Here is a 24,396-nt window from a genome sequence, read left to right as displayed (position 1 = left end):
CGACATGGGCCCGGTGAGCGCTTGATCACCTGGCTGCGCATCGCCATCGGCGCGATTGTCCTTCTTGCGGTCACGCTCCTGCTCTTGCCGTTCCAGCTCCTCGGCCTGCGCTTCAATTGGAAGATCCGCCGCTTTCTGCCGCGCCTTTGGCATCGTGTCGCCTGCCGGGTGCTTGGCATCAGGGTGCGTGTGCATGGCGTGCCGGAGGCGAAGCGTCCGCTGCTTCTGGCCGCCAACCATGCGTCCTGGAAGGATATCCTGGTGCTCGGCTCGGTCGCCGACGTCGTCTATATCGCCAAATCGGAGGTGCGCGGCTGGCCGGTCTTCGGCATTCTCGCCCGCCTCCAGGCGACGATCTTCGTGGAGCGCGAGCAGCGCCAGAAGACCGGTGAGCAGGTCAACGAGATCGCAGAGCGCCTGGCGGCCGGCGAGATCGTCGTGCTCTTTCCCGAGGGAACGACCTCCGACGGCAATCGCCTGCTGGAGGTGAAGTCCTCGCTCTTCGGTGCGGCCGCCTCCGCCGTGCCGCATGCGCCGGATGGCATCGTGCACATCCAACCCGTTTCCATTGCCTATACCGGCCTGCACGGCATGGCGATGGGCCGCTACCACCGCCCGATCGCCGCCTGGCCGGGCGATATCGAACTCATGCCCCATCTCATGGGCATCCTGCGCGCCGGGGCCGTGGACGTGGATGTCGATTTCGGCGAGCGCGTGGATTACACGCGCACGAGCAACCGCAAGGCGGTGAGCCGCACGGTCGAGGCGCGCATCCGCGCCATGCTCGGCGCACGCCTGCGCGGCCGATAGGGCGCGATCGCAACGGCGAAAACAAAGAATCGCTTCATTCTCCGGGCTTTTTCCACTATGGAAGCGGCCATGAGCGAACAGTCCCTCTCCGCCCCCGATGCCCCCGTGGCCACGCCGAACATCCGCAAGGTCTTCGTGAAGACCTACGGCTGCCAGATGAACGTCTATGATAGCGACCGCATGACGGACGCCCTGTCGAAGGACGGCTATCAGGCGACGGACGTGCTGGAAGAGGCCGATCTGGTGCTGCTCAACACCTGCCATATCCGCGAGAAGGCTGCCGAGAAGGTCTATTCCGAGCTTGGCCGCCTGCGCGAGATGAAGAAGGCGCGCGCCAGGGACGGCCGCGAGATGGTGATCGGCGTCACCGGCTGCGTCGCCCAGGCCGAGGGCAGGGAAATCCTGCGCCGCGCGCCGGCCGTGGACCTCGTCGTCGGTCCGCAGACCTATCACCGCCTGCCCGACGCGCTGCGTCGTGCCAAGGGCGGCGAGCGTGTCGTGGAGACGGACTATGCCATCGAGGACAAGTTCGAGCACCTGCCGGCGCCGGAAAAGGCCAAGACCCGCGCGCGCGGCGTCACCGCCTTCCTTACCGTGCAGGAAGGCTGCGACAAGTTCTGCACCTTCTGCGTCGTGCCCTATACGCGCGGCTCGGAGGTCTCCCGGCCGGTCGCGCAGATCGTCACGGAGGCCGAGCGACTCGTCGAGGGCGGCGTGCGCGAGATCACGCTGCTCGGCCAGAACGTCAATGCCTGGCACGGTCTCGGGCCCGATGGCACCGAGTGGGGCCTGGGCGACCTGCTTTACCGCCTCGCCGAAATCGAGGGCCTGGCGCGGCTTCGGTACACGACCAGCCATCCGCGCGACATGGACGACCGCCTGATCGAGGCCCATCGCGACCTGTCCAAGCTGATGCCCTACCTGCATCTGCCCGTGCAGTCCGGCTCCGACCGTATCCTCAAAGCGATGAACCGACGCCACACGGCCGCCGAATACATCGCCCTCATCGAGCACATCCGCGCCGTCCAGCCGGACCTCGCGATCTCGGGCGATTTCATCGTCGGCTTCCCCGGCGAGACGGATGAGGACTTCGAGGACACGATGCGCCTCATCGAAACCGTCGGTTATGCACAGGCATTTTCGTTCAAGTATTCCATCCGCCCCGGGACGCCGGGCGCGGAGATGGACGGCCATGTGGCCGAGGACGTGAAGGCCGAACGCCTTGAAAGATTGCAGGCTTTGCTGTTTCGCCAGCAGCGCGAATTCGCCAGGACCTGCATCGGCAAGGAGATCGACCTGCTCCTGGAGAAGCCCGGCCGCATGCCCGGCCAGCTCGTCGGCCGCTCGCCCTGGCTCCAGCCTGTGAATATTGATGCAAAAGGTTCTGAAATCGGTGACATTATCCGGGTACGAATCATCGATGCCGGGCCCAACAGCCTCTTCGCCGAAGCGATCGGTTGACGGGTTTCACACAAGGAGCTTGACCGCTTGAACGGACACGAACTGATGACGTCCTCGCCGCGCCAGTCGAAGACCGAGACCGACGCAAATCAATTCGTCCTGACTTTCGAGAACAATCGATACGCAAGCGAGCTCTTCGGCCAGTTCGATCAGCACCTGAAGCTCATCGAGCAGCGCCTGCACATCGATGCGCGGGCCCGCGGCAACTCCGTCGTCATCTCCGGCGACGTGGTGGCCACCAGTCAGGCCCGCCGGGCGCTGGACTATCTTTACGACCGCCTCCAGAAGGGCGGCTCCATCGAGCTTTCCGATGTCGAGGGCGCCATCCGCATGGCGATCGCAGCCGACGACCAGCTGTCGCTGCCGACCATGGAGCGCAAGGCCAAGCTGACCATGTCGCAGATCTCCACCCGCAAGAAGACGATCGCCGCCCGCACGCCGACGCAGGATACCTATATCCGCGCGCTCGAGCGCTCCGAGCTGGTCTTCGGCGTCGGTCCGGCCGGTACGGGCAAGACCTATCTTGCCGTCGCCTATGCCGCCCAGCTTCTGGAGCGCGGCGCCGTCGACCGCATCATCCTGTCGCGCCCGGCCGTGGAAGCCGGCGAGCGCCTCGGCTTCCTGCCCGGCGACATGAAGGAAAAGGTCGATCCCTATCTGCGCCCGCTCTATGACGCGCTTTACGACATGATGCCGGGCGACAAGGTCGAACGCGCCATCACCGCCGGCGTCATCGAGATCGCGCCGCTCGCCTTCATGCGCGGTCGCACGCTGGCCAATGCCGCCGTGATCCTCGACGAGGCGCAGAACACGACGTCGATGCAGATGAAGATGTGCCTGACGCGTCTTGGCGAAAACGGCCGCATGATCGTCACCGGCGACCCGAGCCAGGTGGACCTGCCGCGCGGCGTCAAGTCGGGCCTCGTCGAGGCCCTGCAGATCCTGCATGGCGTCGAGGGTGTCTCGGTCGTGCGCTTCAAGGATGTGGACGTGGTGCGCCACCCGATGGTCGCACGCATCGTGCGGGCCTACGAGGCGACGACGGCCGTGCACGACGAAAGCGAGCAGATCGACCGCTGAGGTCGGCACGTCCGATGAGCCAGCTCGACATCCAGATTTCCATAGAGGAGGGCCGATGGCCCTCCGAAGAACGCCTGTTCGACATGAGCACGCATGTGCTCGGTGCCGCCGTCGATTTCCTGCGCGAAACCGAAAAGCAGCCCTTTCCGAAGACAGGCGCGCCGGAAGTCTCCCTCGTCTTCACCAGCGATGCGGAGATCCGCGGCATCAATGCGCAATGGCGCAGCCAGGACAAGCCGACCAACGTCCTGTCCTTCCCGGCCTTCCCGCTGACACCCGGCAAAATGCCGGGGCCGATGCTCGGCGACATCATTTTTGCAGAGGAAACATTGACCCGCGAGGCTGCCGAACTCGGCAAGTCTTTCGACGATCATCTCACCCATCTGATGGTGCATGGATTTCTGCATCTCTTCGGCTATGATCACATGGACGAGGAAGAGGCGGAAAAAATGGAAGGGCTTGAGACTCGCATTCTTGCCGGGCTTGGCCTATCTGACCCCTACGGGGACGATCCCGATTAACCAGTTTGGACCAATGAGCGACTTCAGAAACCAGTCCGTAGCGACGGAAAAGCACGAGGCGGATGCCTCCAGTCAGGACGAGGCGGGCAGTAGTACCAGCGCGCCGAAGCAGGAAAACGGGGGCCGGACATCCTTCTGGTCCCGCGCAGCGCGGCTTTGGCGCATGACAGGGGCCTCCAGCCTCCGCAAGGACCTCGCAGAGGCCTTGATGACGGAAGAGAGCGGCGGCGAGCCGGCCTTCCTGCCCGAAGAACGGGCGATGCTGCACAACATTCTCCGCTTCCGCGAGGTGCGGGTCGAGGACGTGATGGTCCCGCGCGCCGATATCGAGGCCGTCGACCAGGACATCACGATCGCCGAGCTGATGGTGATCTTCGAGGATTCCGGCCGCTCGCGCATGCCGGTCTACCATGAAAGCCTCGACGATCCGCGCGGCATGGTCCATATCCGCGACCTGCTTGCCTATGTCACCAAGCAGGCCCGCAACAAGCGCCGCAGCGGCGCAAAGGCGGCGCCCGCAAACGGCGAGAAGCCGGTTCGCACGCCGAAGGCGGAATTCGACCTCGGCCGCGTCGATCTATCCAAGACCGTGGCGGAAGCCGGCATCATCCGGCAGGTGCTGTTCGTGCCGCCGTCGATGCTGGCCGCCGACCTGATGGCGCGCATGCAGGCCGATCGCACGCAGATGGCGCTCGTCATCGATGAATATGGCGGCACGGACGGTCTGGCCTCGCTGGAGGACATCGTCGAGATGGTCGTCGGCGATATCGAGGACGAGCACGACGACGAAGAGGCCATGATCCAGCGCGCCGGCGACGACGTGTTCATCGCGGATGCCCGCGTCGAGCTGGAGGAACTGGCCGAAGCGATCGGCCCGGATTTCGACATCCGCGACCAGCTGGAGGATGCCGATACGCTCGGCGGCCTGATCTTCGCATCGCTCGGACGCATCCCAGTGCGCGGCGAGGTCGTGCAGGCGGTGCCGGGCTTCGAATTCCACGTTCTGGATGCCGACCCGCGTCGCGTGAAGCGCGTGCGTGTCACCCGCAAGCGCGCCAGCGCCGTACGCCGCCGGGAACGTCGCCCGGAAGGCGAGGCGGGCGGGGTGACGCCGGAGCGCGCAACGGTTTCGGAGCCGCAGGCCGACAGCACCGGCACGGATTGAGCCGTCCTGAGATAATCTTGAAAATGATCTGCGCCTTGTCCTGCCGTGACGCGGGACAAGGCGCTGGTTTTTTGGGAGACTGGCGCGGCTGATTCGGGGAAAGCGACAAGAAGGGGACGGCATGGAGCGGCTCGCGGGCACGGTCATGCTCCTGTCTGGAAAAAGACGGGCGCTTGTTGCATTTCTTGCGGGCCTGATCGGCGTCCTGGCGCTGCCGCCCTTCGGCTTCCTCGCGGCGCTGTTCGTTTCCTTCACCCTTCTCGTCTGGCTGCTCGATGGCGCGACTGCCGCGCCTGAAGCGGGCTTCCTCCGGCGCCTGGCGCCCGCCTTCCGCATCGGCTGGCTGTTCGGCTTCGGCTACTTCGTCGGCGGATTGTGGTGGCTCGGCAATGCATTGCTGGTGGAGGCGGATGCGTTTGCCTGGGCCGTGCCGCTCGCCGTGCTGGGACTGCCGGCCTTCCTTGCCTTCTATTACGGCTTTGCCACAGCGCTCGCCCGGCTCTTCTGGTCCGACGGCATGGGCCGGATTGCCGCGCTCGCCTTCGCCTTCGGCGTCGGAGAATGGCTGCGCGGCACGCTGTTCACCGGCTTTCCCTGGAATGCCGTCGGCTATGGCATGATGCCGGTCCCGCTGCTCATGCAGTCCGCCGGCCTCGTCGGCATCGCCGGCATGAACGTGCTCGCCGTTTTCGTCTTCGCGGCCCCCGCGCTGCTCGGCACGCGGCGGGGAAGGGTGGCCGGCCTAGGCCTCGCCGTCATCCTGTTTGCCGCCCATCTCGGCTATGGCGCCTATGCGCTTCATGTCCTGCCGCTGCCGGAAAACCAGGCGACCGTCATCCGCCTCGTCCAGCCGGTCATCGACCAGGCCATGAAGCTCGATGATTCCGCCCGTGCGGATATCTTCGAAAAGCACCTGGCGCTGAGCGCGGCCAAGCCTGCCGAGGGGGGCAAGCGGCCGGACATTATCGTCTGGCCGGAAACCTCCATTCCCTTCATCCTCACGGACAATCCCGATGCGCTCGTGCGTATCGCCGAGGTCCTGGAAGACGACCAGGTGTTGATCGCCGGCGCGGTGCGCACCGAAAGTGCGGGATCCGGCAAGGCGCCGCGCTACTACAACTCCATCTACGCGATCGACGGCAAGGGGCAGATCATCGGCGCGGCCGACAAGGTTCATCTCGTGCCCTTCGGCGAATACATGCCCTTTGCCGAGGTCTTCGAAAGCCTCGGCGTATCGCCCGTCGCCATGCCCGGCGGGTTTTCCCCGGCACGCGAGCATCCGCTGTTGAACGCCCTCGGCAAGGGCCTTTATCCGCTGATCTGCTACGAGGCGATCTTCCCGTCCGAGATCGGCCCCGCATCCGACGCGGCCGCAGCCCTGCTGAATGTGACGAACGATGCCTGGTTCGGCGACACGCCCGGGCCCTACCAGCATTTCCAGCAGGCGCGTCTTCGCGCCGTGGAGCGCGGCATGCCGTTGATTCGCGCCGCCAACAACGGTATTTCCGCCGTCGTCGATGCCAGGGGCGAGGTGATTTCGGGCCTGTCCTACGACGTCACGGGTTTCGTGGATGCAACTCTTCCGGGTAAGATTGCGCAGGGCCGGTGGACGAAGTGGCGGGATTGGGTCTTTCCCGCTCTTCTTGGTCTTTTCTTTCTTGTGGCGAGCATTTCACGCATTGGTTTTAGAAACAGATTGAATTGACCAAAAACCCCTAAAATAGCATAGTGCCCGCCACCGGTCGTTCTGCTGTAGTGTCGGACTCTCCGGTGGTCGCGCATACAACGTGACGTTAAGTATTCAGTAAGGGTGCCGGTCGGGGTGGGGCCATTTCCGCGTTAGGACCAAAGTGATGATGGAAAACAAGAAGAAGCCGAATCCGATCGACATTCATGTCGGCAGCAGAATTCGGCTTCGCAGGACCATGCTCGGTATGAGCCAGGAGAAGCTGGGCGAAAGCCTCGGCATCACCTTCCAGCAGATCCAGAAATACGAGAAGGGCACGAACCGCGTCGGCGCAAGCCGGTTGCAGAACATTTCGAGCATTCTCAACGTGCCTGTCTCATTCTTTTTCGAGGATGCACCCGGTGACACCGCTGACTCCCAGAGCGGTTTCGCCGATGCTTCCAGCTCCAATTATGTGGTGGATTTCCTGTCGTCTTCCGAAGGCCTGCAGCTGAACCGCGCCTTCGTGAAGATCACCGATCCCAAGGTGCGCCGCAAGCTCGTCGATCTCGTCAAGGCGCTGGCAGCCGAAGCCGAAATCGAATGATCGCTTTCAGCGAGATGGTCTGAAAAGGCGGCCCTTCGGGGCCGTTTTTTTATGCGCGCAGGAGAAGGAAATTTCGATATAAAGATATTCTTATGTCCTTCTGTTCTTGTTTTTGGGCGATGAACTGAATAACAACATCGAAGTCTGTTTTCTTTGAGGGGACTTCCCGCATGCGCAGCAATTATCTCTTCACCAGCGAGTCCGTCGCCGAGGGGCATCCGGACAAGGTTTGCGACCGCATCTCCGACGAGATCGTGGATCTCGTCTATCGTGAGGCTGTGAAGTCGAAGGTCGATCCGTGGTCGGTCCGCATCGCATGCGAGACGCTCGCCACCACCAACCGGGTCGTCATCGCCGGTGAAGTGCGCCTGCCGCCGAGCCTTCTGAAGAAGGACAAGGACGGCAACGACGTCATCAACCCGTCGAAGTTCAAGTCCGCCGCGCGCAAGGCGATCCGTGACATCGGCTACGAGCAGGACGGCTTCCACTGGAAGACGGCGAAGATCGACGTGCTGCTGCATTCCCAGTCGGCGGATATCGCCCAGGGCGTCGACAATGCCGCCGACAGGCAGGGCGACGAGGGCGCCGGCGACCAGGGCATCATGTTCGGTTACGCCTGCCGCGAAACGGCGGAGCTGATGCCCGCACCGCTCTACTACGCGCACCGCATCCTTCAGCTGCTCGCCGAGGCCCGCAAGAAGGGCGTGGGCGATGCCGGCAAGCTCGGCCCGGATGCCAAGAGCCAGGTGACCGTGCGTTACGTCGACGGCAAGCCGGCCGACGTCGCCTCGATCGTCCTGTCCACCCAGCATCTCGATGAAAGCTGGGACTCCAAGAAGGTGCGCGAGGTCGTCGAGCCCTATATCCGCGAGGCCCTGCACGACATCGCGATCGCCGACGATTGCGTCTGGTACATCAACCCGACGGGCAAGTTCGTCATCGGCGGCCCGGATGGCGACGCCGGCCTGACCGGCCGCAAGATCATCGTCGACACCTATGGCGGCGCGGCACCCCATGGCGGCGGCGCCTTTTCCGGCAAGGACACGACCAAGGTCGACCGTTCGGCCGCCTATGCCGCCCGCTACCTTGCCAAGAACGTGGTGGCCGCCGGCCTCGCCGACCGTTGTACGATCCAGATTTCCTATGCCATCGGCGTCGCGCAGCCGCTGTCGATCTATGTCGACCTGCACGGCACGGGCAAGGTGAGCGAGGACGAAGTGGAAGCCGCGATCCGCAAGGTCATGGACCTGTCGCCATCAGGTATTCGCCGCCACCTGGACCTCAACAAGCCGATCTATGCCAAGACATCCGCCTATGGCCATTTCGGTCGCAAGGCCGGCCGTGACGGCTCTTTCTCCTGGGAGCGCCTCGACCTCGTCAAGGCACTCAAGGAAGCGCTGAAGAACTGAGATCGCCATGACCGATGCAGAGCGCCGCAGCCGCGCGACCGAAGCCTTCTTCGGTCGCCGCAAGGGAAAACCGCTGAGGGAGCGGCAGGCGCATCATCTCGAGACGCTGCTTCCGGCGCTGAAGGTCGACCTTTCGGCACCGGCGCCGGCCGACATCGCATCGCTCTATGATTTCAAACCGGCGCGCGTCCGGCTCGAAATTGGTTTCGGCGGCGGCGAGCATCTCATTCATCGCGCCCAGGAAACGCCGGATACCGCCTTCATCGGCGTCGAGCCCTTCGTCAACTCCATGGCCAAGCTCATCGGCAGCATCGAGGATACGGGCGCGAAGAACATCCGCCTCTACGACGACGATGCGACGGAATTGCTGGATTGGTTGCCGGCGGCGTCGATCGATCAGATCGATCTTCTCTACCCCGACCCGTGGCCGAAGAAGAAGCACTGGAAGCGGCGCTTCGTGTCCAGGGTCAATCTGGATCGCTTTGCCCGCGTGCTGAAACCGGGCGGGCACTTCTGTTTCGCGTCCGACATCGACACCTATGTCAACTGGACGCTGATGCATTGCGGGGCGCATCCCGCTTTCGTATGGACCGCGGAAAACGCGGCCGACTGGCTGACGCCCTATGCCGGCTGGCCGGGCACGCGCTACGAGGCCAAGGCCAAGCGCGAGGGTCGCAAGTCCGCCTACCTCACCTTCCGCCGTCTCTGACGGAAGGCTCCGGTTCCGGGGTCAGTGGAGGCTGACGGTGCGCAGGTCGTCCTCGGCAGCCTTGTAGAAGGTGCTGGAACGATTGTCGGTCAGCAGGATCGGCGTGCCGTCGGCGCCGAACAGGGCCCACAGGTCGAGGCTGGGGTCGATCTCGGGCGCCTCGGGAAAGACGCGCGAAACTTCATCCGCCTTCATTTTCCTGATGTAGCCGACTTCGCCCTCGCCCAGATGTGCGAGATCTGCCTTCGAAACGGTGGGGGTAATGGTCTTCAGTCCCATCTTTGCCTCCATGGCAATGCCGGCAAGTGCCGGCCGCTGGGCGCCCGCGTCCATAAGGGAGCTCGGTGCGTCAGCGATCAGGTTACGCTCGAGACGGTCCGGCGGGGTGTTGCCGCAGGAACGGCTCATGATCTAGTCTGATACGGAAATGTTAATTTTCTTTACCATTCGCTGCGGTTCCGGCCGGATGAGATCGACCGAGAGAAGGCCGTTCTTCAACTCGGCACCCTCCACGCGCATGCCCTCGGCAAGGACGAAGGTGCGCTGGAACTGGCGAGCGGCAATGCCGCGATAAAGATAATCCCGTTCGTTGCTGTCGGTCTGGCGACCGCGGATGACGAGCTGGCTTTCCTCTGTCGTGACATCGAGCTCCTCTTCGGAGAAGCCCGCCACGGCCAGCGTGATGCGCAGGCGCTCGGGCGCACCCGTCGCGTCGTTCGAACGCAGCCGTTCGATGTTGTAGGGGGGATAGCCATCGTTGCCCTTGGCGATGCGCTCCAGGGTTTTTTCCATGGCGTCGAAGCCCAGCAGCAGCGGGCTTGCGAAAGGGGTCATGCGAGACATACGTCCAGTCCTTGCTTTCAAGCGACCAAGACGGGACCCGAAACCGGCATCCCGACGGAACCAATATGGTGACTGTGCGCTTGCGGCGCAAGACGCTTGCGAAGCGCGATTTCGCAAATATAGTCGCCGCTTCGCCCGCGCGGTGCTGGCGAAAACCATGAAGAGACAAGGACGCAACGGCATGTCTGAGCCGAGGAAAATCATCATCGATACCGATCCTGGCCAGGACGACGCCGCCGCGATCATGCTGGCGCTCGGCAGCCCCGAGCTGGAAATCCTCGGCATCACGACCGTCGCCGGGAACGTGCCGCTGTCGCGGACCTCGACAAATGCCCGCATCATCCTGGAGTTCTGCGGCCGCACCGACATCAAGGTCTTCGCCGGCGCCGAAGGGCCGATTGCCCGTCCGCTGGTGACCGCCGAGCATGTGCATGGCAAGACCGGTCTGGACGGCCCGGAACTGCATGAGCCGCAAATGCCGCTCCAGCCGCAGCATGCCGTCGACTTCATCATCGAGACGTTGAAGCGCGAGCCGGCGGGCACCGTCACGCTCTGCACCCTCGGCCCGCTCACGAACATCGCCCTGGCGCTGGAAAAGGCGCCCGAGATCGCCGGCCGGGTGCGCGAACTGGTCATGATGGGCGGCGGCTTCTTCGAGGGCGGCAACATCACGCCGGCGGCCGAATTCAACGTCTATGTCGATCCCGAGGCGGCGGCCGCCGTCTTCATATCAGGCATTCCGATCGTCATGATGCCGCTCGATGTCACCCACAAGGTGCTGACGCTGAAGAGCCGTGTCGAAAAGCTCCGCGCCATCGGCAACCGCCCGGCCAAGGCCCTGGTGGAGATGCTGGAATTCTTCGAACGGTTCGACGTGGAGAAATATGGCTCCGACGGCGGCCCGCTGCATGATCCGACCGTCATCGCCTATCTACTGAAGCCCGACCTGTTCTCCGGCCGTGACTGCAACGTCGAGGTGGAAACGACCTCGCCGCTCACGGCCGGCATGACGGTGGTCGACTGGTGGCAGGTGACAGGCCGCAGGCACAATGCCCGGGTCATGAAGGATGTCGATGCCGACGGGTTCTTCGCGCTGCTCACCGAGCGCGTCGGGCGCCTTTGATGCGGGGTTCGCGCGTCGCCAGTCCCGCGGTGGAGGCCCGTTTCCACAAGGAGATGATGGGCCTCTACGACCGGTTCGCCGACCTCGGTTTCCGACCCGTCCTGCTGCGCCGCTTTGTGCTGCTCAACGGCGGTGTGGCGGCGGCGAAGGAACTCGTCTTCAAACCCGGCACGACCGGCCTGGAGCGTCTGCTCGATGCGGGCAAGGCCGAGCTTTCCATGGAGGCGCTGATGCTGCGGCCGGAATATCAGCGGCTCTTCTCCGAGCTTGAACTCAAGGAAGCCACGCAACGGCTTGCCAACGCCACGCGGTCGCGCTCACGCGGGCGGCTGCAGGCACAGCCGAGCCAGCCGAAGTAGCCCAGGCAGCCTCGCCCCCAAACGAAAAAGGCCGGCGGAAACGCCGGCCTTTTGCTTTGATCGCGGGAGCGGCTCAGAACTCTTCCCAGTCGTCCTGCGCCAGCGCCGTGTTGCCGGAAACCTGCGGGACCGGCCGGCTGGCCGTGCGGGCGGGCTGGTAGGCCGCGCGCTGCGGCTGGACCTGCGGGCGTGCCGCCTGCTGTATCGGCTGCACGCTTGCCGTCACCGCCGAGCCGGAGCGGAAGCGCGCGACGAGCGACTTCAGCGTCTGGGCTTCGTCGTTCAGCGCCATGCTGGCGGCGGTGGTTTCCTCCACCATCGCGGCGTTCTGCTGCGTGACCTGGTCCATCTGGTTGACGGCGGCGTTGATTTCCTTGAGCCCCACGGCCTGTTCGGACGCGGAAGAGGAAATCTGGCGGATGAGATCGTTGATCTGGTTCACCTGGTGGGCGATGTTTTCCAGCGCGTCGCCCGCACGGCCGACGAGGCTGACGCCGTCGCGCACCTGGGACTCCGACGTGTTGATCAGCGTCTTGATCTCCTTGGCGGCATTGGCCGAGCGCTGGGCAAGCTCGCGCACTTCCTGCGCCACGACCGCAAAGCCCTTGCCGGCTTCGCCGGCGCGCGCCGCTTCCACGCCGGCATTGAGCGCCAGAAGGTTGGTCTGGAAGGCGATGTCGTCGATCACGCCGATGATGTTGGAGATTTCGCGCGAGGAGCTCTCGATGCCGTGCATCGCATCGATCGCCTTCTGCACGACTTCGCCCGACCGGCTCGCATCCTCGTTCGCCGTTTCGACGGACTTGGCCGCGACCCGGGCATTCTCCGCGCTGGAATTGACCTGCGAGGTCAGCTGGTCGAGGGCGGCCGCGGTCTCCTCGAGGCTTGCGGCCTGCTGCTCGGTGCGGTGCGAAAGATCGGCCGCGCCCTTGGAGATCTCGCTGGTGCCGCCGCCGATATTGCCGACGGAGGCGTTGACCGTCTGGATCGTCTCCTCGAGGCTGGCGATGGCGGAGTTGAAGTCGGTCTTCAGCTTGCCGTATTCCCCCGGGAAATCGCCCGAAAGGCGGAAGGCCAGGTTGCCTTCGGAGAGCTGGGCGAGGCCGTCGCCGAGGCGGGCGACGATCTCGCGCTGCAGGGCGCTCGATTCCGCGCGCTCCGTTTCCGAGCGGCTGCGTTCGGCTTCCGTCAGCTCGCGCTGGCGGCTGGCTTCGGCTTCCAGCGTGCGGGTATTGGCGAGCTGGTGGCGGAACCCTTCCAGCGCCTTGGCGACGGCGCCGGTTTCATCGGACCGGTCCTGCCCGCTGACGGGCTGCGTGTAGGTGCCGCCGCTCAGCGCATCGACGTCGCGGACAAGGCCGGCAAGCGGCTTCTGCACGAACACGCGCACCGCGACGTAGAGCCCGGTCAGCACGGCGGCCAGAACGATGAGGCCACCGATGATCATCATGAAGGTCTGATCCTGCACGGGCGCATTGATCGCCGCGCGCGGCACATCGACGAGCACGATCCAGGACGTGTTGATGTCCGGCAGCGCGAAGGGGTAGACGACACGATCGAAGGCCGCGAGTTCGTCGAAGGTCACGTTCTCGACGAGACCCGGCTTGCCCGTGGAGAGCGCGGATTTGACGATATCCTCGCCGACACCTTCATAGGGCTTCATGACGAGGTCGGCATTCGGCGCGACGAGCCACTTGCCGGTCTGCGACAGCAGCAGCACGCGGCCCTCGCCGAACGGCGCCAGCTTGCTCAGCTTGTCGGAGAGGGTCTTCAGCGAGACGTCGACGCCGGTGACGCCGATACGCTTGCCGTCCGAGACGACAGGAAACGCGATCGAGGCCATGGTGAAGCCTTCGCCGGTCGAGCTTTCCTTGTAAGGCTGGGTCATCGCGCCCTTGCCTGAATTCGCCGCCAAGGCATACCACTCGGCCTTGTAATCGGATTCGAAGGTGGAGAGTGCGATAGAGCCGTCCTTGCGCTTGGTCCAGTAGGGATTGAACGAACCATCCTTGAACGTGCCGGTCTCCAGCGATTCGCCCGTCTCGCGCGACTTGCCGTCGAAGGCATTGGGCTCTTCCGCAAACCAGCTGCCCAGCGCGAAGTCGTTCTTCTCCGCATTGGCCTTGATGATATCGACCACTTCCTTTCGGTCGAAGTGAGCGTTGGCATGGCCCTGCTCGATCACGCCGGCCATCGAGCGCGCGGCGCTGGCGAGCTGTCCGATATCGGTCGCGATGTCGGACGCGATGGCTTTCGCTTCCGTATTCGCCTCCGAATAGACGAGGCCGGCGACGCGATCCTGGCTCTGCTGGATGAGCACGGTGTTGGAGGCGAGCAGCACCAGGGCGATGGTGCCGCCGGTCACTGCGATGAGCTTCGTCGCGAGCGACTTGGCCTGAAACTTGAACATGAAATCCTCACGATAGGAAGCGTCCGCGGCGGGTGCCGCGGAGAAGCACGTTCGATTGTCGGGATGGGCTCCATCATGGAGTGCGAGGCGCGCGACCTGCGTCCTGGACCGCCCGGGCCGCTTTTCGCAACGTCGGTGGTTTGAGGATTTCAATACTCTGTAGAATATTAATAAAGAGCCAAATTTCGATCCCCAGTGTCAGCGGGATCGCTGAATTACCGGGCGTCGCGGGCAAAACGACACGCGGTGTCCCCGTTGCGAAGTTCCCCCGCAACGGGCCGCGCGATGGCGTCAGACTTCCGCGTCGACGGCATTTGCGAAGGGGATGGACGGCTGGGCGCCGGGCTTCAGGCAGGCAAGCGAACCCGCGACGGCCGCACGGCGCAGTGCGTCCTTGAAGGCAAGTCCGGCATCCAGCGACGCGGCCAGGTAGCCGCAGAACGTGTCGCCCGCGCCGACCGTATCGACCGGCTCGATCTTGAGGCCGGCGGCCCGGTAGATCTCGTTCTTGCGGATGGCGACGACGCCGTCCGCCCCGAGCGTGACGATGATGGTCTGGCCGTTCTCGCCGTGGATGCGATGCATGACGGCTTCCCGCTCCTCGTCGGACAGCTCGCCCTTGCCGACGAAGAGATCGAATTCCGTTTCATTGGCGACGAGGATGTCGGCCGTGCCACCCAGCCGCTTGGCCTCGGCATTGAACGGCGCGATGTTGATGATGGAGACGACACCCTTCTGCCTGGCTGCGGCCAGCGCGGCCTCGATCGCGCTCGTCGGGATTTCGAATTGCAGCATCAGGTAATCGCCGCGCGACATGGCCGCGATAGCGCGCCGGGCGTCCTCGTCGCTGACGGTGCCGTTGGCGCCGGGAACGACGACGATCATGTTCTCGCCGTCAGGGGCGACGAGGATGTGGGCGGTGCCCGTCGCCTCGGCGGGATAGCGCACGGCGTTGAGATCCACGGCGGCATCGGCCAGCAGCGCCAGCGCCTGGCTGCCCAGGCGATCGTCACCCACGGCGCCGGCCATGCGCACCATCGCGCCGGCGCGGCGCGCGGCAAGCGCCTGGTTGGCGCCCTTGCCGCCGGCAGCGGTGGTGAAGCTGGTTCCCATCACCGTTTCGCCGGGTCTCGGCAGGCGTTCCGGCGTGGCGATGAGGTCCATGTTGATGGAGCCGAAGACGGTGATCATGAAAATAGCCCTTTGTCGTTTCCGCCGGACACTGCCCGAGGCAGTCAGTCCTCGTCAACCACCCTCAGCCGCGGCGGCGCCGTTCGTCCCTCGGCAACCGCATCGGGGCTCTCCGAAAGGGCGGCGACGGTCTCGAATTCCAGCTCGCCGATGCGCGCGCCGCGCCGGGTAAGCTTCTCCGTCGACGTCAAAATCAGGTCCACATCCTTCTGCGCGGAGGTGAAATGGCCGTGCAGCTTGCGCACCCGGTCGTCGAGCCGCGTCAAATCGTCCATCAGCCGCGCGACCTCGCCCTGGATGACATGGGCCTGCTCGCGCATGCGCTGGTCCTTCAGCAGTGCCTGCAGCACCTGCACCGACAGCATCAGCAGCGAGGGCGAGACGATGACGACGCGGGCGCGGTGCGCCCGCTGCACGACGGCCTCGAAATTCTCGTGGATGCTGGCGAAGATCGATTCGGACGGCACGAAGAGGAAGGCCGTATCCTGCGTCTCGCCGGCGATCAGGTATTTTTCCGAGATATCGCGGATGTGGACTTCCATGTCGCGGCGGAATTGCTGGGCGGCGATCTTCGCGGCCTCCGGCGAGCGCGCGTCCGACATGGCGTTCCACGCTTCGAGCGGGAATTTCGCGTCCACGACGAGCGGCGGCTGGCCGTTCGGCATGCGGATCGTGCAGTCCGGCCGCACCCCGCTCGCCAGCTGCGCCTGGAACTGATAGGCGCCGGACGGCAGCGCATCGGCGATGATGGTCTCCATGCGCGACTGGCCGAAGGCGCCGCGCGTCTGCTTGTTGGAGAGAATGGCCTGAAGCCCCACCACGTCCTTGGCCAGCGACTGGATGTTGGTCTGGGCGTTGTCGATCACCGCGAGCCGCTCCTGCAGGCGGCGCAGGTTCTCGTGGGTCGCGCGCGTCTGTTCGGAAATCGACTGGCCGAGCCGCTGCGTCAGCCCGTCGAGCCGGGTGTTGATGGCCTGGTTGGTCTCGGATTGCTTGGCGCCGAAGACCTCGGCCATGGCGGCGACGCGCCCCTGCATCTCCGTCTGCGCCTTGAGCAGTTCGGCGAAGCGCAGCTCCGCGAGGCTCGCCGCCTCGCGCTGGCGCGCCTGGCTGCGGCGGGCCGAAAGCAGGCCGAAAACCAGGATCAGGACGGCGAGAAGCAGGGCCAGCGCAGGCCCGGTTCCGCCGAGCCGGTCGAGCGTGGAGGTGAGAAGCGTATCAAGGGCAGGATCGATCATGCCGCGACCATACCACGGATGACGGCAAAAACCAGATCATACCGTGAACAAAGCCGCTGTCCGGTCGTGCAAGCCGATTGAAAGCCCGAAAAAAGCAGGTTAAGGAGGCGCATGACCATCAAGCCGCTGATTATCCTTCCCGATCCCATCCTTCGCCAGGTCTCGCAGCCCATCGAGACCGTGGATGGCGAGGTCAAGAAGCTCGCCGACGACATGCTGGAAACCATGTACGACGCGCCGGGCATCGGCCTTGCCGCCATCCAGATCGGCGTTGCGCGCCGCATGCTGGTGCTCGACGTGTCGAAGGATGGCGAGGACAAGCAGCCGCTCGTCTTCATCAATCCGGAAATCGTCTCCGCCACGGATGCGCGTTCGGTTTACGAGGAAGGCTGCCTTTCGATCCCCGACTATTACGCGGAAGTCGAGCGTCCGGCAGCGATCAAGGTCAGGCATCTCGACCGGGACGGCAAGGAGCAGCTGACGGAGGCCGACGGCCTTCTGGCGACCTGCCTCCAGCACGAGATCGATCACCTGAACGGCGTGCTGTTCATCGACCACATTTCCAAGCTGAAGCGCGAAATGGTGATCCGCAAGTTCACCAAGGCCGCCAAGCTGCGCGGCAGCAAGGCGCTCTGAGCGCGATTGCTGCGGCTTCGTTTTCACGCGGTTCAAGGCGCAAGACCGCCTTGCGGTTTTGCCGAACTGCTTTCACGGAGGCTGACCGATGGCCCTTCGCATCATTTTCATGGGCACGCCGGGCTTCTCCGTCCCGACCTTGACGGCATTGGCCGCGGCGGGCCACGAGATCGTCGCCGTCTATTCGCAGCCGCCGCGCCCGGCCGGCCGCCGCGGCCTCGAACTGGTGAAATCCCCCGTGCACCAGGCGGCGGAGCGGCTGGGCATTCCCGTCCACACGCCCGTCAATTTCCGTGAGGACGCGGAGCGCGAGGCGTTCCGCGCCCTGAAGGCGGGTGTCGCCGTCGTCGTGGCCTACGGCCTGCTGCTGCCGGAAGCGATCCTCACCGGCACGCGCCTCGGCTGCTACAACGGCCATGCCTCGCTCCTGCCGCGCTGGCGGGGGGCGGCCCCCATCCAGCGGGCGATCATGGCGGGCGATGCCGAGACCGGCATGATGATCATGAAGATGGACAAGGGCCTCGATACCGGCCCCGTCGCACTCACCGCCCGCGTGGCGATCGGCGAGACCATGACTGCAGGCGAACTGCACGATGCGCTGATGCAGGAAGGCGGCGCGCTGATGGTCGAGGCCATGGCGAAGCTGGAGGCCGGCAGCCTGCCGCTGACGCCGCAGGCCGAGGAGGGCGTGCTCTACGCCGCCAAGATCGACAAGGCCGAAACCCGTATCGGTTTTTCGAAGCCGGCTAAGGATGTGCACAACCATATCCGCGGCCTCTCGCCGTTTCCCGGCGCGTGGTTCGAACTGCCCGTCGCCGGCAAGCCGGAACGGGTGAAGGTGCTGGCAAGCGCGCTCGTCGATGAAAGCGCCGCGCATCCCGCCGGCACGGTACTCGACGATGCGCTGGCCATCGCCTGCGGCAAGGGCGCCGTCCGGCTCCTGCGCTTGCAGAAGGCCGGCGGCAAGCCGCTCGATGCCGCCGATTTCCTGCGCGGCACGCCGGTCGCGCCCGGTCAGGTCCTGGCCTGATGCCGCGCTACAAGCTCGTAATCGAATATGACGGCACGCCCTATGTGGGCTGGCAGCGGCAGGACAATGGTCCCTCCGTCCAGGGCGCCATCGAGGCCGCGATCCTGTCGCTGACCGGTGAGACCGTCTCGATCCGCGGTGCGGGGCGCACGGATTCGGGCGTGCACGCCATGGGGCAGGTCGCCCATGCCGACCTGACGCGCGACTGGAAGGAGCATACGCTCCGCAACGCCCTCAACGCCCATCTCGGCATGGCCGGCGAGCGGGTCGCGATTCTCGATGCGGCACGGGCGCCCGACGATTTCGATGCGCGCTTCTCCGCAAAGAAGCGGCACTATCTCTACCGCATCATCTCGCGCAAGGCGCCGCTGGCGCTGGAGGCGAACCGCGCCTGGTTCGTCGCCAAAGACCTCGATCACGACGCCATGCACGCGGCCGGGCAGATGCTGGTGGGAAAACACGACTTCACGACGTTCCGCGCGGCCCAATGCCAGGCGAACAGCCCGGTGCGCACCATCGACCGTCTGGAGGTGACGCGCAACGGCGATCTCATCGAGATGCGTGTGTCCGCGCAAAGCTTCCTGCACAACCAGATCCGTTCCTTTGCCGGAACGCTGAAGCTGGCCGGCGAGGGCAAGTGGACGGCCGGCGATGTGCGCGCGGCGCTGGAGGCGCGCGACCGCAAGGCCTGCGGCCCCGTCGCGCCGCCCGATGGCCTTTACTTCATGGCTGTCGATTACTGATCAGACCGGCATCGTGCCGAGAAGGCGCTGCAGTTCCTGTCCGACGATCATTGGCGGCAGCACGAAGATCGCGGTGATGGCCGCGGCCAGAAGGGCCTGCCTGCCGACGCACATCCAGACCAGCCGGTACTGCAGCACGACACTGGCGCCGAAGACCACGTAGAGAAGCAGGCCGGCGAACGGCGCGCTTGTGGGCAGCACGAGCGTCAGCGCGAAGGGAATGGCGGCCGCATAGGCAAAGGGGATCGCGACCCAGTTGCTGGCGGTCACCAGCGTTGCGAGATACTTGCCGTAGCCCAAGGGGCCGGCAAGCACCGCCAGCAGCGCGAGCGGCAGCATCCAGCCGACGACGTCGATGACGGCGAGTTTCACCAGGAAATTGAAGCCCGCCGGCGTATCGGCGGGCATGGCGGCGAGATAATAGAGCCGCCACGATGCCCAGATCACGGCAAAGGCCGGCAGGCACCACACGATCGCCCAGAACGACCGCGTGAAGCCGCGCATCGTCAGGTCCAGCCAGCCGAAGCCTTCCTGCTTCTGGCGCAGCAGCAGAACGACGCCGGTAAGATAATGCAGGACCTCGTCAAGACCGGGCATTGTCGAACCAGCGTTCGATGAAGGTCTCGTAGATCGACGTCAGCGTCTCGAGATCGGCGACGGCCACCCGCTCATCCACCATATGCATGGTCTGCCCCACAAGGCCGAACTCGACGACCGGGCAATAATCCTTGATGAAACGGGCATCGGACGTGCCGCCGGTCGTCGACAGCTTCGGCGCGCGGCCGGTCACCGCCTCCACCGCGCCCGACAGCGAGGCGATCAGCTGGTTGTTGCGCGTCAGGAAGACATGGCTGGGGCGTTCGGCCCAGGCGATATCGTAGCGCACGGGGCTGCGGCCGGGCCGCAGCCTCTCGTCGGCGGCCGCGGCATCGAGCCGGCGCACGATCTCGGCCATGACGGTCTCGGCCGTCCAGGTGTCGTTGAAGCGGATGTTGAAGCTGGCGGTCGCCTTGCCCGGCACGACATTGGTGGCGCGGTTGCCGATGTCGATGGTGGTCACTTCGAGGTTCGACGGCTGGAAGTTTTCCGTGCCGGCGTCGAAGGGCGGGTCCATCAGGGCGTCCGTCAGCGCGACGATGCCGCGCACGGCATTGTCGGCGAGGTGCGGATAGGCGGCATGACCCTGCACGCCATGCACCGTCACGGTGCCGGAGACGGAGCCGCGCCGGCCGATCTTGATCATGTCGCCGAGCTGATCGGGATTGGTCGGCTCGCCCACGAGGCAGGCATCCCAGCGCTCGCCGCGGGCGGCCGCCCATTCGAGCAGCTTGATCGTGCCGTTGACGGCCGGGCCTTCCTCGTCGCCGGTGATGAGGAAGGAGACGGAACCCGTCGGCGGGCCGTGTTTCCCGATATGGCGCGCGACGGCGGCGACGAAGCAGGCGATGCCGCCCTTCATGTCCACGGCGCCGCGGCCGAACATCTCGCCGCCGGCGATCTCCGCGCCGAACGGATCATGCGTCCAGGCAGCCTCGTCGCCGACAGGCACGACGTCGGTATGGCCGGCAAACATCAGATGCGGGCCGTCCGTGCCGATGCGGGCATAGAGGTTCTCGATATCGGGCATGCCGGGTTCGCGGGCCACCATGCGCTCCACGGTGAAGCCGAGCGGCTCCAGCATGGCGGCAAGGGCTGTCAGCGCGCCGCCCTCGGCGGGCGTCACGGACGGGCAGCGGATCAGGGTGGCGAGATTGGCAATCGGGTCGGCAGAGGTCATGGGCATGCGATCACGGCACGGAAACAGAGGGAATCGAGATGTAGCCCATCGCTCGCAAGCTGTCACGCGCGCGAGGAGCGCGGCAGTCAGTCCATCGGGCGGTCGGGCAGGCGTCCGTAGTCGTTCGGCCCCTGGGTGCCGGGCCAAACGAGAAACACGAAGAGCGCGAAGAACGAAAGCGCGGGAACGAAGAGGCAGAGGATGAGAGGGGCGGGCAGGTTCATGTCGTGCACCCGCTTGACCGAAAGCATCAGCGAGGAGATCGTCGAGACGACCGCCAGCGCCAGGAAGATGAGAACCCACGGGACGAAGGACGGATGATCCTCCGGCACGGCAAGGACGCGGGTGAAGGAGGCCGACAGGACCGTCAGCCAGAAGGCCCAGCCGAGCGCATGGGGCGCGCGGCTGAGGCGACCCGACCAGCCGAAGAAGAGCCAGGCGAGACGCGGTCGCTGCTCTTCCACGGCCATCGGGAATTAATCCCGGAGAAGTTCGTTGATGCCGGTCTTCGAACGGGTCTGGGCATCCACGCGCTTGACGATGACGGCGCAATAGAGGCTGGGCGCGGGCAGGCCGTTCGGCATGGTCTTGTCCGATGGCATGGAGCCGGCGACGACGACCGAATAGGGCGGCACTTCGCCATAGGTCACTTCGCCGGTCGCGCGGTCGACGATCTTGGTCGACTTGCCGATGAACACGCCCATGCCGAGCACGGAGCCCTCGCGCACGATGCAGCCTTCGACGACTTCCGAGCGCGCGCCGATGAAGCAATTGTCCTCGATGATGGTCGGGCCGGCCTGCATGGGTTCCAGCACGCCGCCGATGCCGACGCCGCCGGAGAGATGCACATGCTTGCCGATCTGCGCGCAGGAACCGACGGTCGCCCAGGTATCGACCATGGTGCCTTCGCCGACATAGGCGCCGAGATTGACGAAGGAGGGCATCAGGATGGCGTTCGGCGCGATATAGGCGGAGCGGCGCACGACGCAGTTCGGCACGGCGCGGAAGCCGGCCTTCTCGAATTCATTGACGCTCCAGCCGTCGAACTTGGAGGGCACCTTGTCCCACCAGGAGGACTCGCCCGGGCCGCCCTTGACGATTTCCATCGGGTTGAGGCGGAAGGAGAGCAGCACGGCCTTCTTGAGCCACTGGTTCACCGTCCAGTTGCCGTCCTCGCCGCGCTCGGCGACGCGCACCTTGCCTGCATCCAGCAGGTTGAGCGCGGTCTCGACCGCATCGCGGATTTCGCCGCGCGTGCCGGTGCTGACACCGTCGCGTTCCTCGAAGGCGCGCTCGATGATGGCGGAAAGGGTGGCGAGATCGGACGTGCTCATCGGAATTCCTTAAACTTCGACGCTTATTTTCGCTTGTCGGCAGGCCGGAAGGTCGATTTCATCAATCAGCGAAATGCTCTAGAGCAAGTGCCGGAAAAGATGAAGCCCTTTTCCGGCAGATACTGTCGCACGGACGCAATGGTGATTCCGCACGGCGGCGAGACAGGAAAAAGTGATGGCAAGACTGAAGAAAAAGAATCTGCGCCGCAAGGACGGCGTGTGGGATCCGTTGGCCGACAGCGCGCAGGACAAGCATCGCGCTTCCGTCGTGCCGCAGACGCCGCAATCGGCCCACCCGGCCTATCGGCTTGCCTATGTCGACGACGATTTCCTCTGCCGCGAGGAACTGCGTCCGGTGCGTCTCCAGCTGGAACTCCTGAAGGTGGAGATGATGCTGTCCGAGCACGGCATCAAGTCGACCATCGTGATGTTCGGCGGCGCGCGCATTCCCGCGCCCGGGCAGGATGCCTGGGCGGCCCGCAACGAAACGCAGCGCGTCAATCTGGAAGCGGCCTCGATCTATTACGAGGAAGCGCGCAAATTCGCGCGCATGTGCTCCGAGAAGTCGGCGGAGCTCGGTTTCAAGGAATATGTCGTCGTGACCGGCGGCGGGCCGGGCGTGATGGAAGCGGGCAACCGCGGCGCGGCCGATGTCGGCGCACCGTCCATCGGCCTCAACATCGTATTGCCGCACGAGCAGGCGCCGAACCCCTATGTCACGCCCGAGCTCAGCTTCAATTTCCACTATTTCGCGATCCGCAAGATGCATTTCCTGCTGCGCGCCAAGGCCGTGACGGTCTTCCCGGGCGGCTTCGGCACGCTGGACGAGCTGTTCGAGACGGTCACGCTGATGCAGACCGGCCGCATGGCGCTCGTTCCGCTCATCCTGTTCGGCAAGGAATTCTGGCACAAGATCATCGACTTCGATGCCCTTGCCGCCTTCGGCACCATCGCGCCCGGCGATGTCGAACTCCTGGAATTCGTTGAGACGGCCGAGGAGGCCTGGGACATCATCGTGAAGTTCTACGAGAAGCTCGAAGCCGAGCATGCCGTGGCTGAAGCCTGACATGAGGCAGGCCATGCACTGCCGCCAATAAAAGACGCCCCGGCATGGCCGGGGCGTTTCAGTTGGACGTGCTGGCAGGGAATGCTCTGTCGTTTCGCAGCATTGTCCGATGCCGAAGCGCTCCCGCTTCGGCTGGAAATGCTCTATTTCTGGTGGCGTTTCATGACCATTTCGTCGGCGGTGATGAAGCCGTCGCCGTTGCGGTCGCGCTGCTTGAAGAGAGCGGCGGCGGCGGTTTCCATCTCCGCCTTCGTCAGGACACCGTTCTTGTCGGTGTCGGCGCGCTCGAACATGCGTGCGCCCATGCGGTCGATACGCGCGTCACGCATCGCCTGGCGCGCGGCGTCCTTCGCCTCGCCGTCAGTCGCCTTCACCGCCTGGAACGCCTTGCGGGCATCCCGGAACGCTTCGCGCCTGGCGTCCACTTCTGCTTTGCTCACTTCGCCGTTCCTGTCCGTATCGAACCGCTCGAAGGTCGTCGTGGCATAGGCGAGCATCTCGGCCTGCGAGATCTTGCCGTCCTTGTCGGTGTCGGCGCGCTCCAGCATGCGCTGCGCACGCTCCTCGCTCTTCTTGCCGTGCCACTTGCCCTTGCCGCCGGCATCGGCCACGTCGATGGCGCCATCCTTGTTGGTGTCGCGACGTTCGAAGATCCTTTCGGCGGCAGCCATGACCTCGGCTTCCGAGAGCGTGCCGTTTTTATCGGTATCGGCGCGGTCGAACATCTTGCCCGCACCCGGCAGCATGTAGGGGCCACCGGCGCGCAGTGTCTCGCGGGCCTTGTCCTTGTCCGCATCGGCGGCGGCGCGGATGGCCTTGCGGGCATCCTTGAACGCGGCGTGGCGCGCCTTGATCTCGTCCTTCGTCACCTGCCCGTCGCCATTGGCGTCGAAGGTCTTGAAGGCGGTGGCTGCATTGGCCTTGAATTCGGCAAGCGTCACCTTGCCGTCCTTGTCCGTATCCAGCCGTTCGATCATCGCGGCATGGCGGGCATGGTGCTTGCCGTGCTTGCCTTCGTGTTTGGCGGCAAAGGCCGGGGCGGCGAGGCCCGAGAAGATAAGGCTGGCGGCAACGGCGCCGAGAAGGAGTTCCTTTTTAGCCATGGTCGTTCCTTTCATCCATTGTCGTCCCTTGGGAGCGCAGGATAGAGGGAAAGACGGCCGTGGCCAGTTACAAATTGGTAATTGAATCCTTTGACGGGAAAGGGTTTTTTCCGTG

25 protein-coding genes are annotated in these 24,396 nt (G+C 64.8%); 15 read left to right on the top strand and 10 right to left on the bottom strand.

Going from position 1 to position 24,396, the window contains the following annotated elements:
* Window positions 1–21 precede the first annotated feature (21 nt).
* From GR158_RS05065 to trmB, 9 genes are all read left to right on the top strand, one after another.
* A complete protein-coding gene (locus tag GR158_RS05065) occupies window positions 22–810 on the top strand; it encodes a 1-acyl-sn-glycerol-3-phosphate acyltransferase (RefSeq protein WP_160870209.1) in 789 nt (262 codons plus the stop codon).
* 69 nt (window positions 811–879) lie between these two features.
* The gene (miaB, locus tag GR158_RS05060; RefSeq protein ID WP_160870208.1) at window positions 880–2,271 is read left to right on the top strand and encodes a tRNA (N6-isopentenyl adenosine(37)-C2)-methylthiotransferase MiaB; all 1,392 of its coding nucleotides are present in this window, start codon (window positions 880–882) and stop codon (window positions 2,269–2,271) included.
* Between the two features lie 27 nt (window positions 2,272–2,298).
* Window positions 2,299–3,351 (top strand): PhoH family protein, encoded by a 1,053-nt coding sequence (locus tag GR158_RS05055; protein ID WP_160870207.1) that lies wholly within the window; start codon window positions 2,299–2,301, stop codon window positions 3,349–3,351.
* Between the two features lie 14 nt (window positions 3,352–3,365).
* On the top strand, window positions 3,366–3,872 hold the full coding sequence (ybeY, locus tag GR158_RS05050) for an rRNA maturation RNase YbeY (protein WP_160870206.1): 507 nt from the start codon (window positions 3,366–3,368) through the stop codon (window positions 3,870–3,872).
* Window positions 3,873–3,885: 13 nt separating this feature from the next.
* Window positions 3,886–5,037 (top strand): hemolysin family protein, encoded by a 1,152-nt coding sequence (locus tag GR158_RS05045; RefSeq protein WP_134648013.1) that lies wholly within the window; start codon window positions 3,886–3,888, stop codon window positions 5,035–5,037.
* A 121-nt stretch (window positions 5,038–5,158) separates the two neighbouring features.
* Window positions 5,159–6,742, top strand: a complete 1,584-nt coding sequence (gene lnt, locus GR158_RS05040; protein ID WP_160870205.1) for an apolipoprotein N-acyltransferase — start codon at window positions 5,159–5,161, stop codon at window positions 6,740–6,742.
* Window positions 6,743–6,890: 148 nt separating this feature from the next.
* Window positions 6,891–7,310: a helix-turn-helix domain-containing protein gene (locus GR158_RS05035; RefSeq protein WP_134648009.1), complete on the top strand. Its 420-nt coding sequence runs from the start codon at window positions 6,891–6,893 to the stop codon at window positions 7,308–7,310.
* A 170-nt stretch (window positions 7,311–7,480) separates the two neighbouring features.
* Window positions 7,481–8,719, top strand: coding sequence for a methionine adenosyltransferase (gene metK, locus GR158_RS05030; protein WP_160870204.1), 1,239 nt, complete (start codon window positions 7,481–7,483; stop codon window positions 8,717–8,719).
* 7 nt (window positions 8,720–8,726) lie between these two features.
* Window positions 8,727–9,428: a tRNA (guanosine(46)-N7)-methyltransferase TrmB gene (gene trmB, locus GR158_RS05025; protein ID WP_160870203.1), complete on the top strand. Its 702-nt coding sequence runs from the start codon at window positions 8,727–8,729 to the stop codon at window positions 9,426–9,428.
* Window positions 9,429–9,449: 21 nt separating this feature from the next.
* On the opposite strand, the gene GR158_RS05020 is transcribed toward trmB, so the two are convergent.
* Together GR158_RS05020 and GR158_RS05015 are read right to left on the bottom strand one after the other, a co-directional pair.
* A complete protein-coding gene (locus GR158_RS05020) occupies window positions 9,450–9,707 on the bottom strand; it encodes a DUF1150 family protein (RefSeq protein WP_134648220.1) in 258 nt (85 codons plus the stop codon).
* A 132-nt stretch (window positions 9,708–9,839) separates the two neighbouring features.
* Complete coding sequence (locus GR158_RS05015; protein ID WP_134648003.1) at window positions 9,840–10,271, bottom strand: Hsp20 family protein; 432 nt, start codon at window positions 10,269–10,271, stop codon at window positions 9,840–9,842.
* Between the two features lie 181 nt (window positions 10,272–10,452).
* On the opposite strand from GR158_RS05015, the gene GR158_RS05010 reads away from it, so the two are divergent.
* Together GR158_RS05010 and GR158_RS05005 are read left to right on the top strand one after the other, a co-directional pair.
* A complete protein-coding gene (locus tag GR158_RS05010; protein WP_160870202.1) occupies window positions 10,453–11,394 on the top strand; it encodes a nucleoside hydrolase in 942 nt (313 codons plus the stop codon).
* Window positions 11,394–11,753, top strand: a complete 360-nt coding sequence (locus tag GR158_RS05005) for a hypothetical protein (protein WP_160870201.1) — start codon at window positions 11,394–11,396, stop codon at window positions 11,751–11,753. Before GR158_RS05010 ends, GR158_RS05005 begins: the two co-directional genes overlap by 1 nt.
* 73 nt (window positions 11,754–11,826) lie before the next feature.
* Here GR158_RS05005 and GR158_RS05000 read toward each other — a convergent pair whose 3' ends face one another.
* From GR158_RS05000 to GR158_RS04990, 3 genes are all read right to left on the bottom strand, one after another.
* Window positions 11,827–14,163, bottom strand: coding sequence for a methyl-accepting chemotaxis protein (locus GR158_RS05000; RefSeq protein WP_160870200.1), 2,337 nt, complete (start codon window positions 14,161–14,163; stop codon window positions 11,827–11,829).
* Window positions 14,164–14,454: 291 nt separating this feature from the next.
* Window positions 14,455–15,354 carry a ribokinase gene (locus GR158_RS04995; RefSeq protein WP_134647995.1) on the bottom strand — a complete coding sequence of 300 codons (900 nt, stop codon included), beginning with the start codon at window positions 15,352–15,354 and terminating at the stop codon, window positions 14,455–14,457.
* A gap of 44 nt (window positions 15,355–15,398) precedes the next feature.
* Window positions 15,399–16,592: a DNA recombination protein RmuC gene (locus GR158_RS04990; RefSeq protein WP_160870199.1), complete on the bottom strand. Its 1,194-nt coding sequence runs from the start codon at window positions 16,590–16,592 to the stop codon at window positions 15,399–15,401.
* 111 nt (window positions 16,593–16,703) lie between these two features.
* Between GR158_RS04990 and def the strand changes: the two genes are divergently transcribed.
* From def to truA, 3 genes are all read left to right on the top strand, one after another.
* Entirely contained in the window at window positions 16,704–17,228 is a 525-nt protein-coding gene (def, locus tag GR158_RS04985) for a peptide deformylase (RefSeq protein ID WP_134647991.1), read from the top strand.
* Between the two features lie 88 nt (window positions 17,229–17,316).
* A complete protein-coding gene (gene fmt, locus GR158_RS04980; protein WP_160870198.1) occupies window positions 17,317–18,258 on the top strand; it encodes a methionyl-tRNA formyltransferase in 942 nt (313 codons plus the stop codon).
* The gene (truA, locus tag GR158_RS04975) at window positions 18,258–19,001 is read left to right on the top strand and encodes a tRNA pseudouridine(38-40) synthase TruA (RefSeq protein ID WP_134647987.1); all 744 of its coding nucleotides are present in this window, start codon (window positions 18,258–18,260) and stop codon (window positions 18,999–19,001) included. Before fmt ends, truA begins: the two co-directional genes overlap by 1 nt.
* Here truA and GR158_RS04970 read toward each other — a convergent pair whose 3' ends face one another.
* The 4 genes from GR158_RS04970 to dapD form a co-directional block, all read right to left on the bottom strand.
* Complete coding sequence (locus GR158_RS04970) at window positions 19,002–19,598, bottom strand: hypothetical protein (RefSeq protein WP_134647985.1); 597 nt, start codon at window positions 19,596–19,598, stop codon at window positions 19,002–19,004.
* The gene (gene dapE, locus GR158_RS04965; RefSeq protein ID WP_160870197.1) at window positions 19,585–20,778 is read right to left on the bottom strand and encodes a succinyl-diaminopimelate desuccinylase; all 1,194 of its coding nucleotides are present in this window, start codon (window positions 20,776–20,778) and stop codon (window positions 19,585–19,587) included. Before dapE ends, GR158_RS04970 begins: the two co-directional genes overlap by 14 nt.
* 86 nt (window positions 20,779–20,864) lie before the next feature.
* The gene (locus tag GR158_RS04960) at window positions 20,865–21,248 is read right to left on the bottom strand and encodes a DUF805 domain-containing protein (RefSeq protein ID WP_160870196.1); all 384 of its coding nucleotides are present in this window, start codon (window positions 21,246–21,248) and stop codon (window positions 20,865–20,867) included.
* A 6-nt stretch (window positions 21,249–21,254) separates the two neighbouring features.
* Window positions 21,255–22,112 carry a 2,3,4,5-tetrahydropyridine-2,6-dicarboxylate N-succinyltransferase gene (dapD, locus tag GR158_RS04955; RefSeq protein WP_160870195.1) on the bottom strand — a complete coding sequence of 286 codons (858 nt, stop codon included), beginning with the start codon at window positions 22,110–22,112 and terminating at the stop codon, window positions 21,255–21,257.
* A 175-nt stretch (window positions 22,113–22,287) separates the two neighbouring features.
* Here dapD and GR158_RS04950 point away from each other — a divergent pair, with 175 nt between their 5' ends.
* Window positions 22,288–23,178 (top strand): LOG family protein, encoded by an 891-nt coding sequence (locus GR158_RS04950; protein ID WP_134647977.1) that lies wholly within the window; start codon window positions 22,288–22,290, stop codon window positions 23,176–23,178.
* A 143-nt stretch (window positions 23,179–23,321) separates the two neighbouring features.
* Here the strand turns inward: GR158_RS04950 and GR158_RS04945 are convergent, their stop codons facing one another.
* The gene (locus GR158_RS04945; RefSeq protein ID WP_160870194.1) at window positions 23,322–24,281 is read right to left on the bottom strand and encodes an EF-hand domain-containing protein; all 960 of its coding nucleotides are present in this window, start codon (window positions 24,279–24,281) and stop codon (window positions 23,322–23,324) included.
* Between the last annotated feature and the right edge of the window lie 115 nt (window positions 24,282–24,396).

The sequence above is a fragment of the Shinella sp. AETb1-6 genome (genome assembly GCF_009826875.1).
GTDB classification, from domain to species: Bacteria; Pseudomonadota; Alphaproteobacteria; order Rhizobiales; family Rhizobiaceae; genus Shinella; species Shinella sumterensis.
Note: the sequence above shows the minus strand (reverse complement) of the source record. Positions and strands in the feature narration are given on the sequence as shown.

What these genes read in the sequence shown, in the direction of transcription:
- miaB (WP_160870208.1), top strand. Translation starts at nt 880, where the DNA reads ATGAGCGAACAGTCCCTCTCCGCCCCCGATGCCCCCGTGGCCACGCCG.
- ybeY (WP_160870206.1), top strand. Translation starts at nt 3,366, where the DNA reads ATGAGCCAGCTCGACATCCAGATTTCCATAGAGGAGGGCCGATGGCCC.
- GR158_RS05045 (WP_134648013.1), top strand. Translation starts at nt 3,886, where the DNA reads ATGAGCGACTTCAGAAACCAGTCCGTAGCGACGGAAAAGCACGAGGCG.
- lnt (WP_160870205.1), top strand. Translation starts at nt 5,159, where the DNA reads ATGGAGCGGCTCGCGGGCACGGTCATGCTCCTGTCTGGAAAAAGACGG.
- GR158_RS05035 (WP_134648009.1), top strand. Translation starts at nt 6,891, where the DNA reads ATGATGGAAAACAAGAAGAAGCCGAATCCGATCGACATTCATGTCGGC.
- metK (WP_160870204.1), top strand. Translation starts at nt 7,481, where the DNA reads ATGCGCAGCAATTATCTCTTCACCAGCGAGTCCGTCGCCGAGGGGCAT.
- trmB (WP_160870203.1), top strand. Translation starts at nt 8,727, where the DNA reads ATGACCGATGCAGAGCGCCGCAGCCGCGCGACCGAAGCCTTCTTCGGT.
- GR158_RS05020 (WP_134648220.1), bottom strand. Translation starts at nt 9,707, where the DNA reads ATGGGACTGAAGACCATTACCCCCACCGTTTCGAAGGCAGATCTCGCA.
- GR158_RS05015 (WP_134648003.1), bottom strand. Translation starts at nt 10,271, where the DNA reads ATGTCTCGCATGACCCCTTTCGCAAGCCCGCTGCTGCTGGGCTTCGAC.
- GR158_RS05010 (WP_160870202.1), top strand. Translation starts at nt 10,453, where the DNA reads ATGTCTGAGCCGAGGAAAATCATCATCGATACCGATCCTGGCCAGGAC.
- GR158_RS05005 (WP_160870201.1), top strand. Translation starts at nt 11,394, where the DNA reads ATGCGGGGTTCGCGCGTCGCCAGTCCCGCGGTGGAGGCCCGTTTCCAC.
- GR158_RS05000 (WP_160870200.1), bottom strand. Translation starts at nt 14,163, where the DNA reads ATGTTCAAGTTTCAGGCCAAGTCGCTCGCGACGAAGCTCATCGCAGTG.
- GR158_RS04995 (WP_134647995.1), bottom strand. Translation starts at nt 15,354, where the DNA reads ATGATCACCGTCTTCGGCTCCATCAACATGGACCTCATCGCCACGCCG.
- GR158_RS04990 (WP_160870199.1), bottom strand. Translation starts at nt 16,592, where the DNA reads ATGATCGATCCTGCCCTTGATACGCTTCTCACCTCCACGCTCGACCGG.
- def (WP_134647991.1), top strand. Translation starts at nt 16,704, where the DNA reads ATGACCATCAAGCCGCTGATTATCCTTCCCGATCCCATCCTTCGCCAG.
- fmt (WP_160870198.1), top strand. Translation starts at nt 17,317, where the DNA reads ATGGCCCTTCGCATCATTTTCATGGGCACGCCGGGCTTCTCCGTCCCG.
- truA (WP_134647987.1), top strand. Translation starts at nt 18,258, where the DNA reads ATGCCGCGCTACAAGCTCGTAATCGAATATGACGGCACGCCCTATGTG.
- GR158_RS04970 (WP_134647985.1), bottom strand. Translation starts at nt 19,598, where the DNA reads ATGCCCGGTCTTGACGAGGTCCTGCATTATCTTACCGGCGTCGTTCTG.
- dapE (WP_160870197.1), bottom strand. Translation starts at nt 20,778, where the DNA reads ATGACCTCTGCCGACCCGATTGCCAATCTCGCCACCCTGATCCGCTGC.
- GR158_RS04960 (WP_160870196.1), bottom strand. Translation starts at nt 21,248, where the DNA reads ATGGCCGTGGAAGAGCAGCGACCGCGTCTCGCCTGGCTCTTCTTCGGC.
- dapD (WP_160870195.1), bottom strand. Translation starts at nt 22,112, where the DNA reads ATGAGCACGTCCGATCTCGCCACCCTTTCCGCCATCATCGAGCGCGCC.
- GR158_RS04950 (WP_134647977.1), top strand. Translation starts at nt 22,288, where the DNA reads ATGGCAAGACTGAAGAAAAAGAATCTGCGCCGCAAGGACGGCGTGTGG.
- GR158_RS04945 (WP_160870194.1), bottom strand. Translation starts at nt 24,281, where the DNA reads ATGGCTAAAAAGGAACTCCTTCTCGGCGCCGTTGCCGCCAGCCTTATC.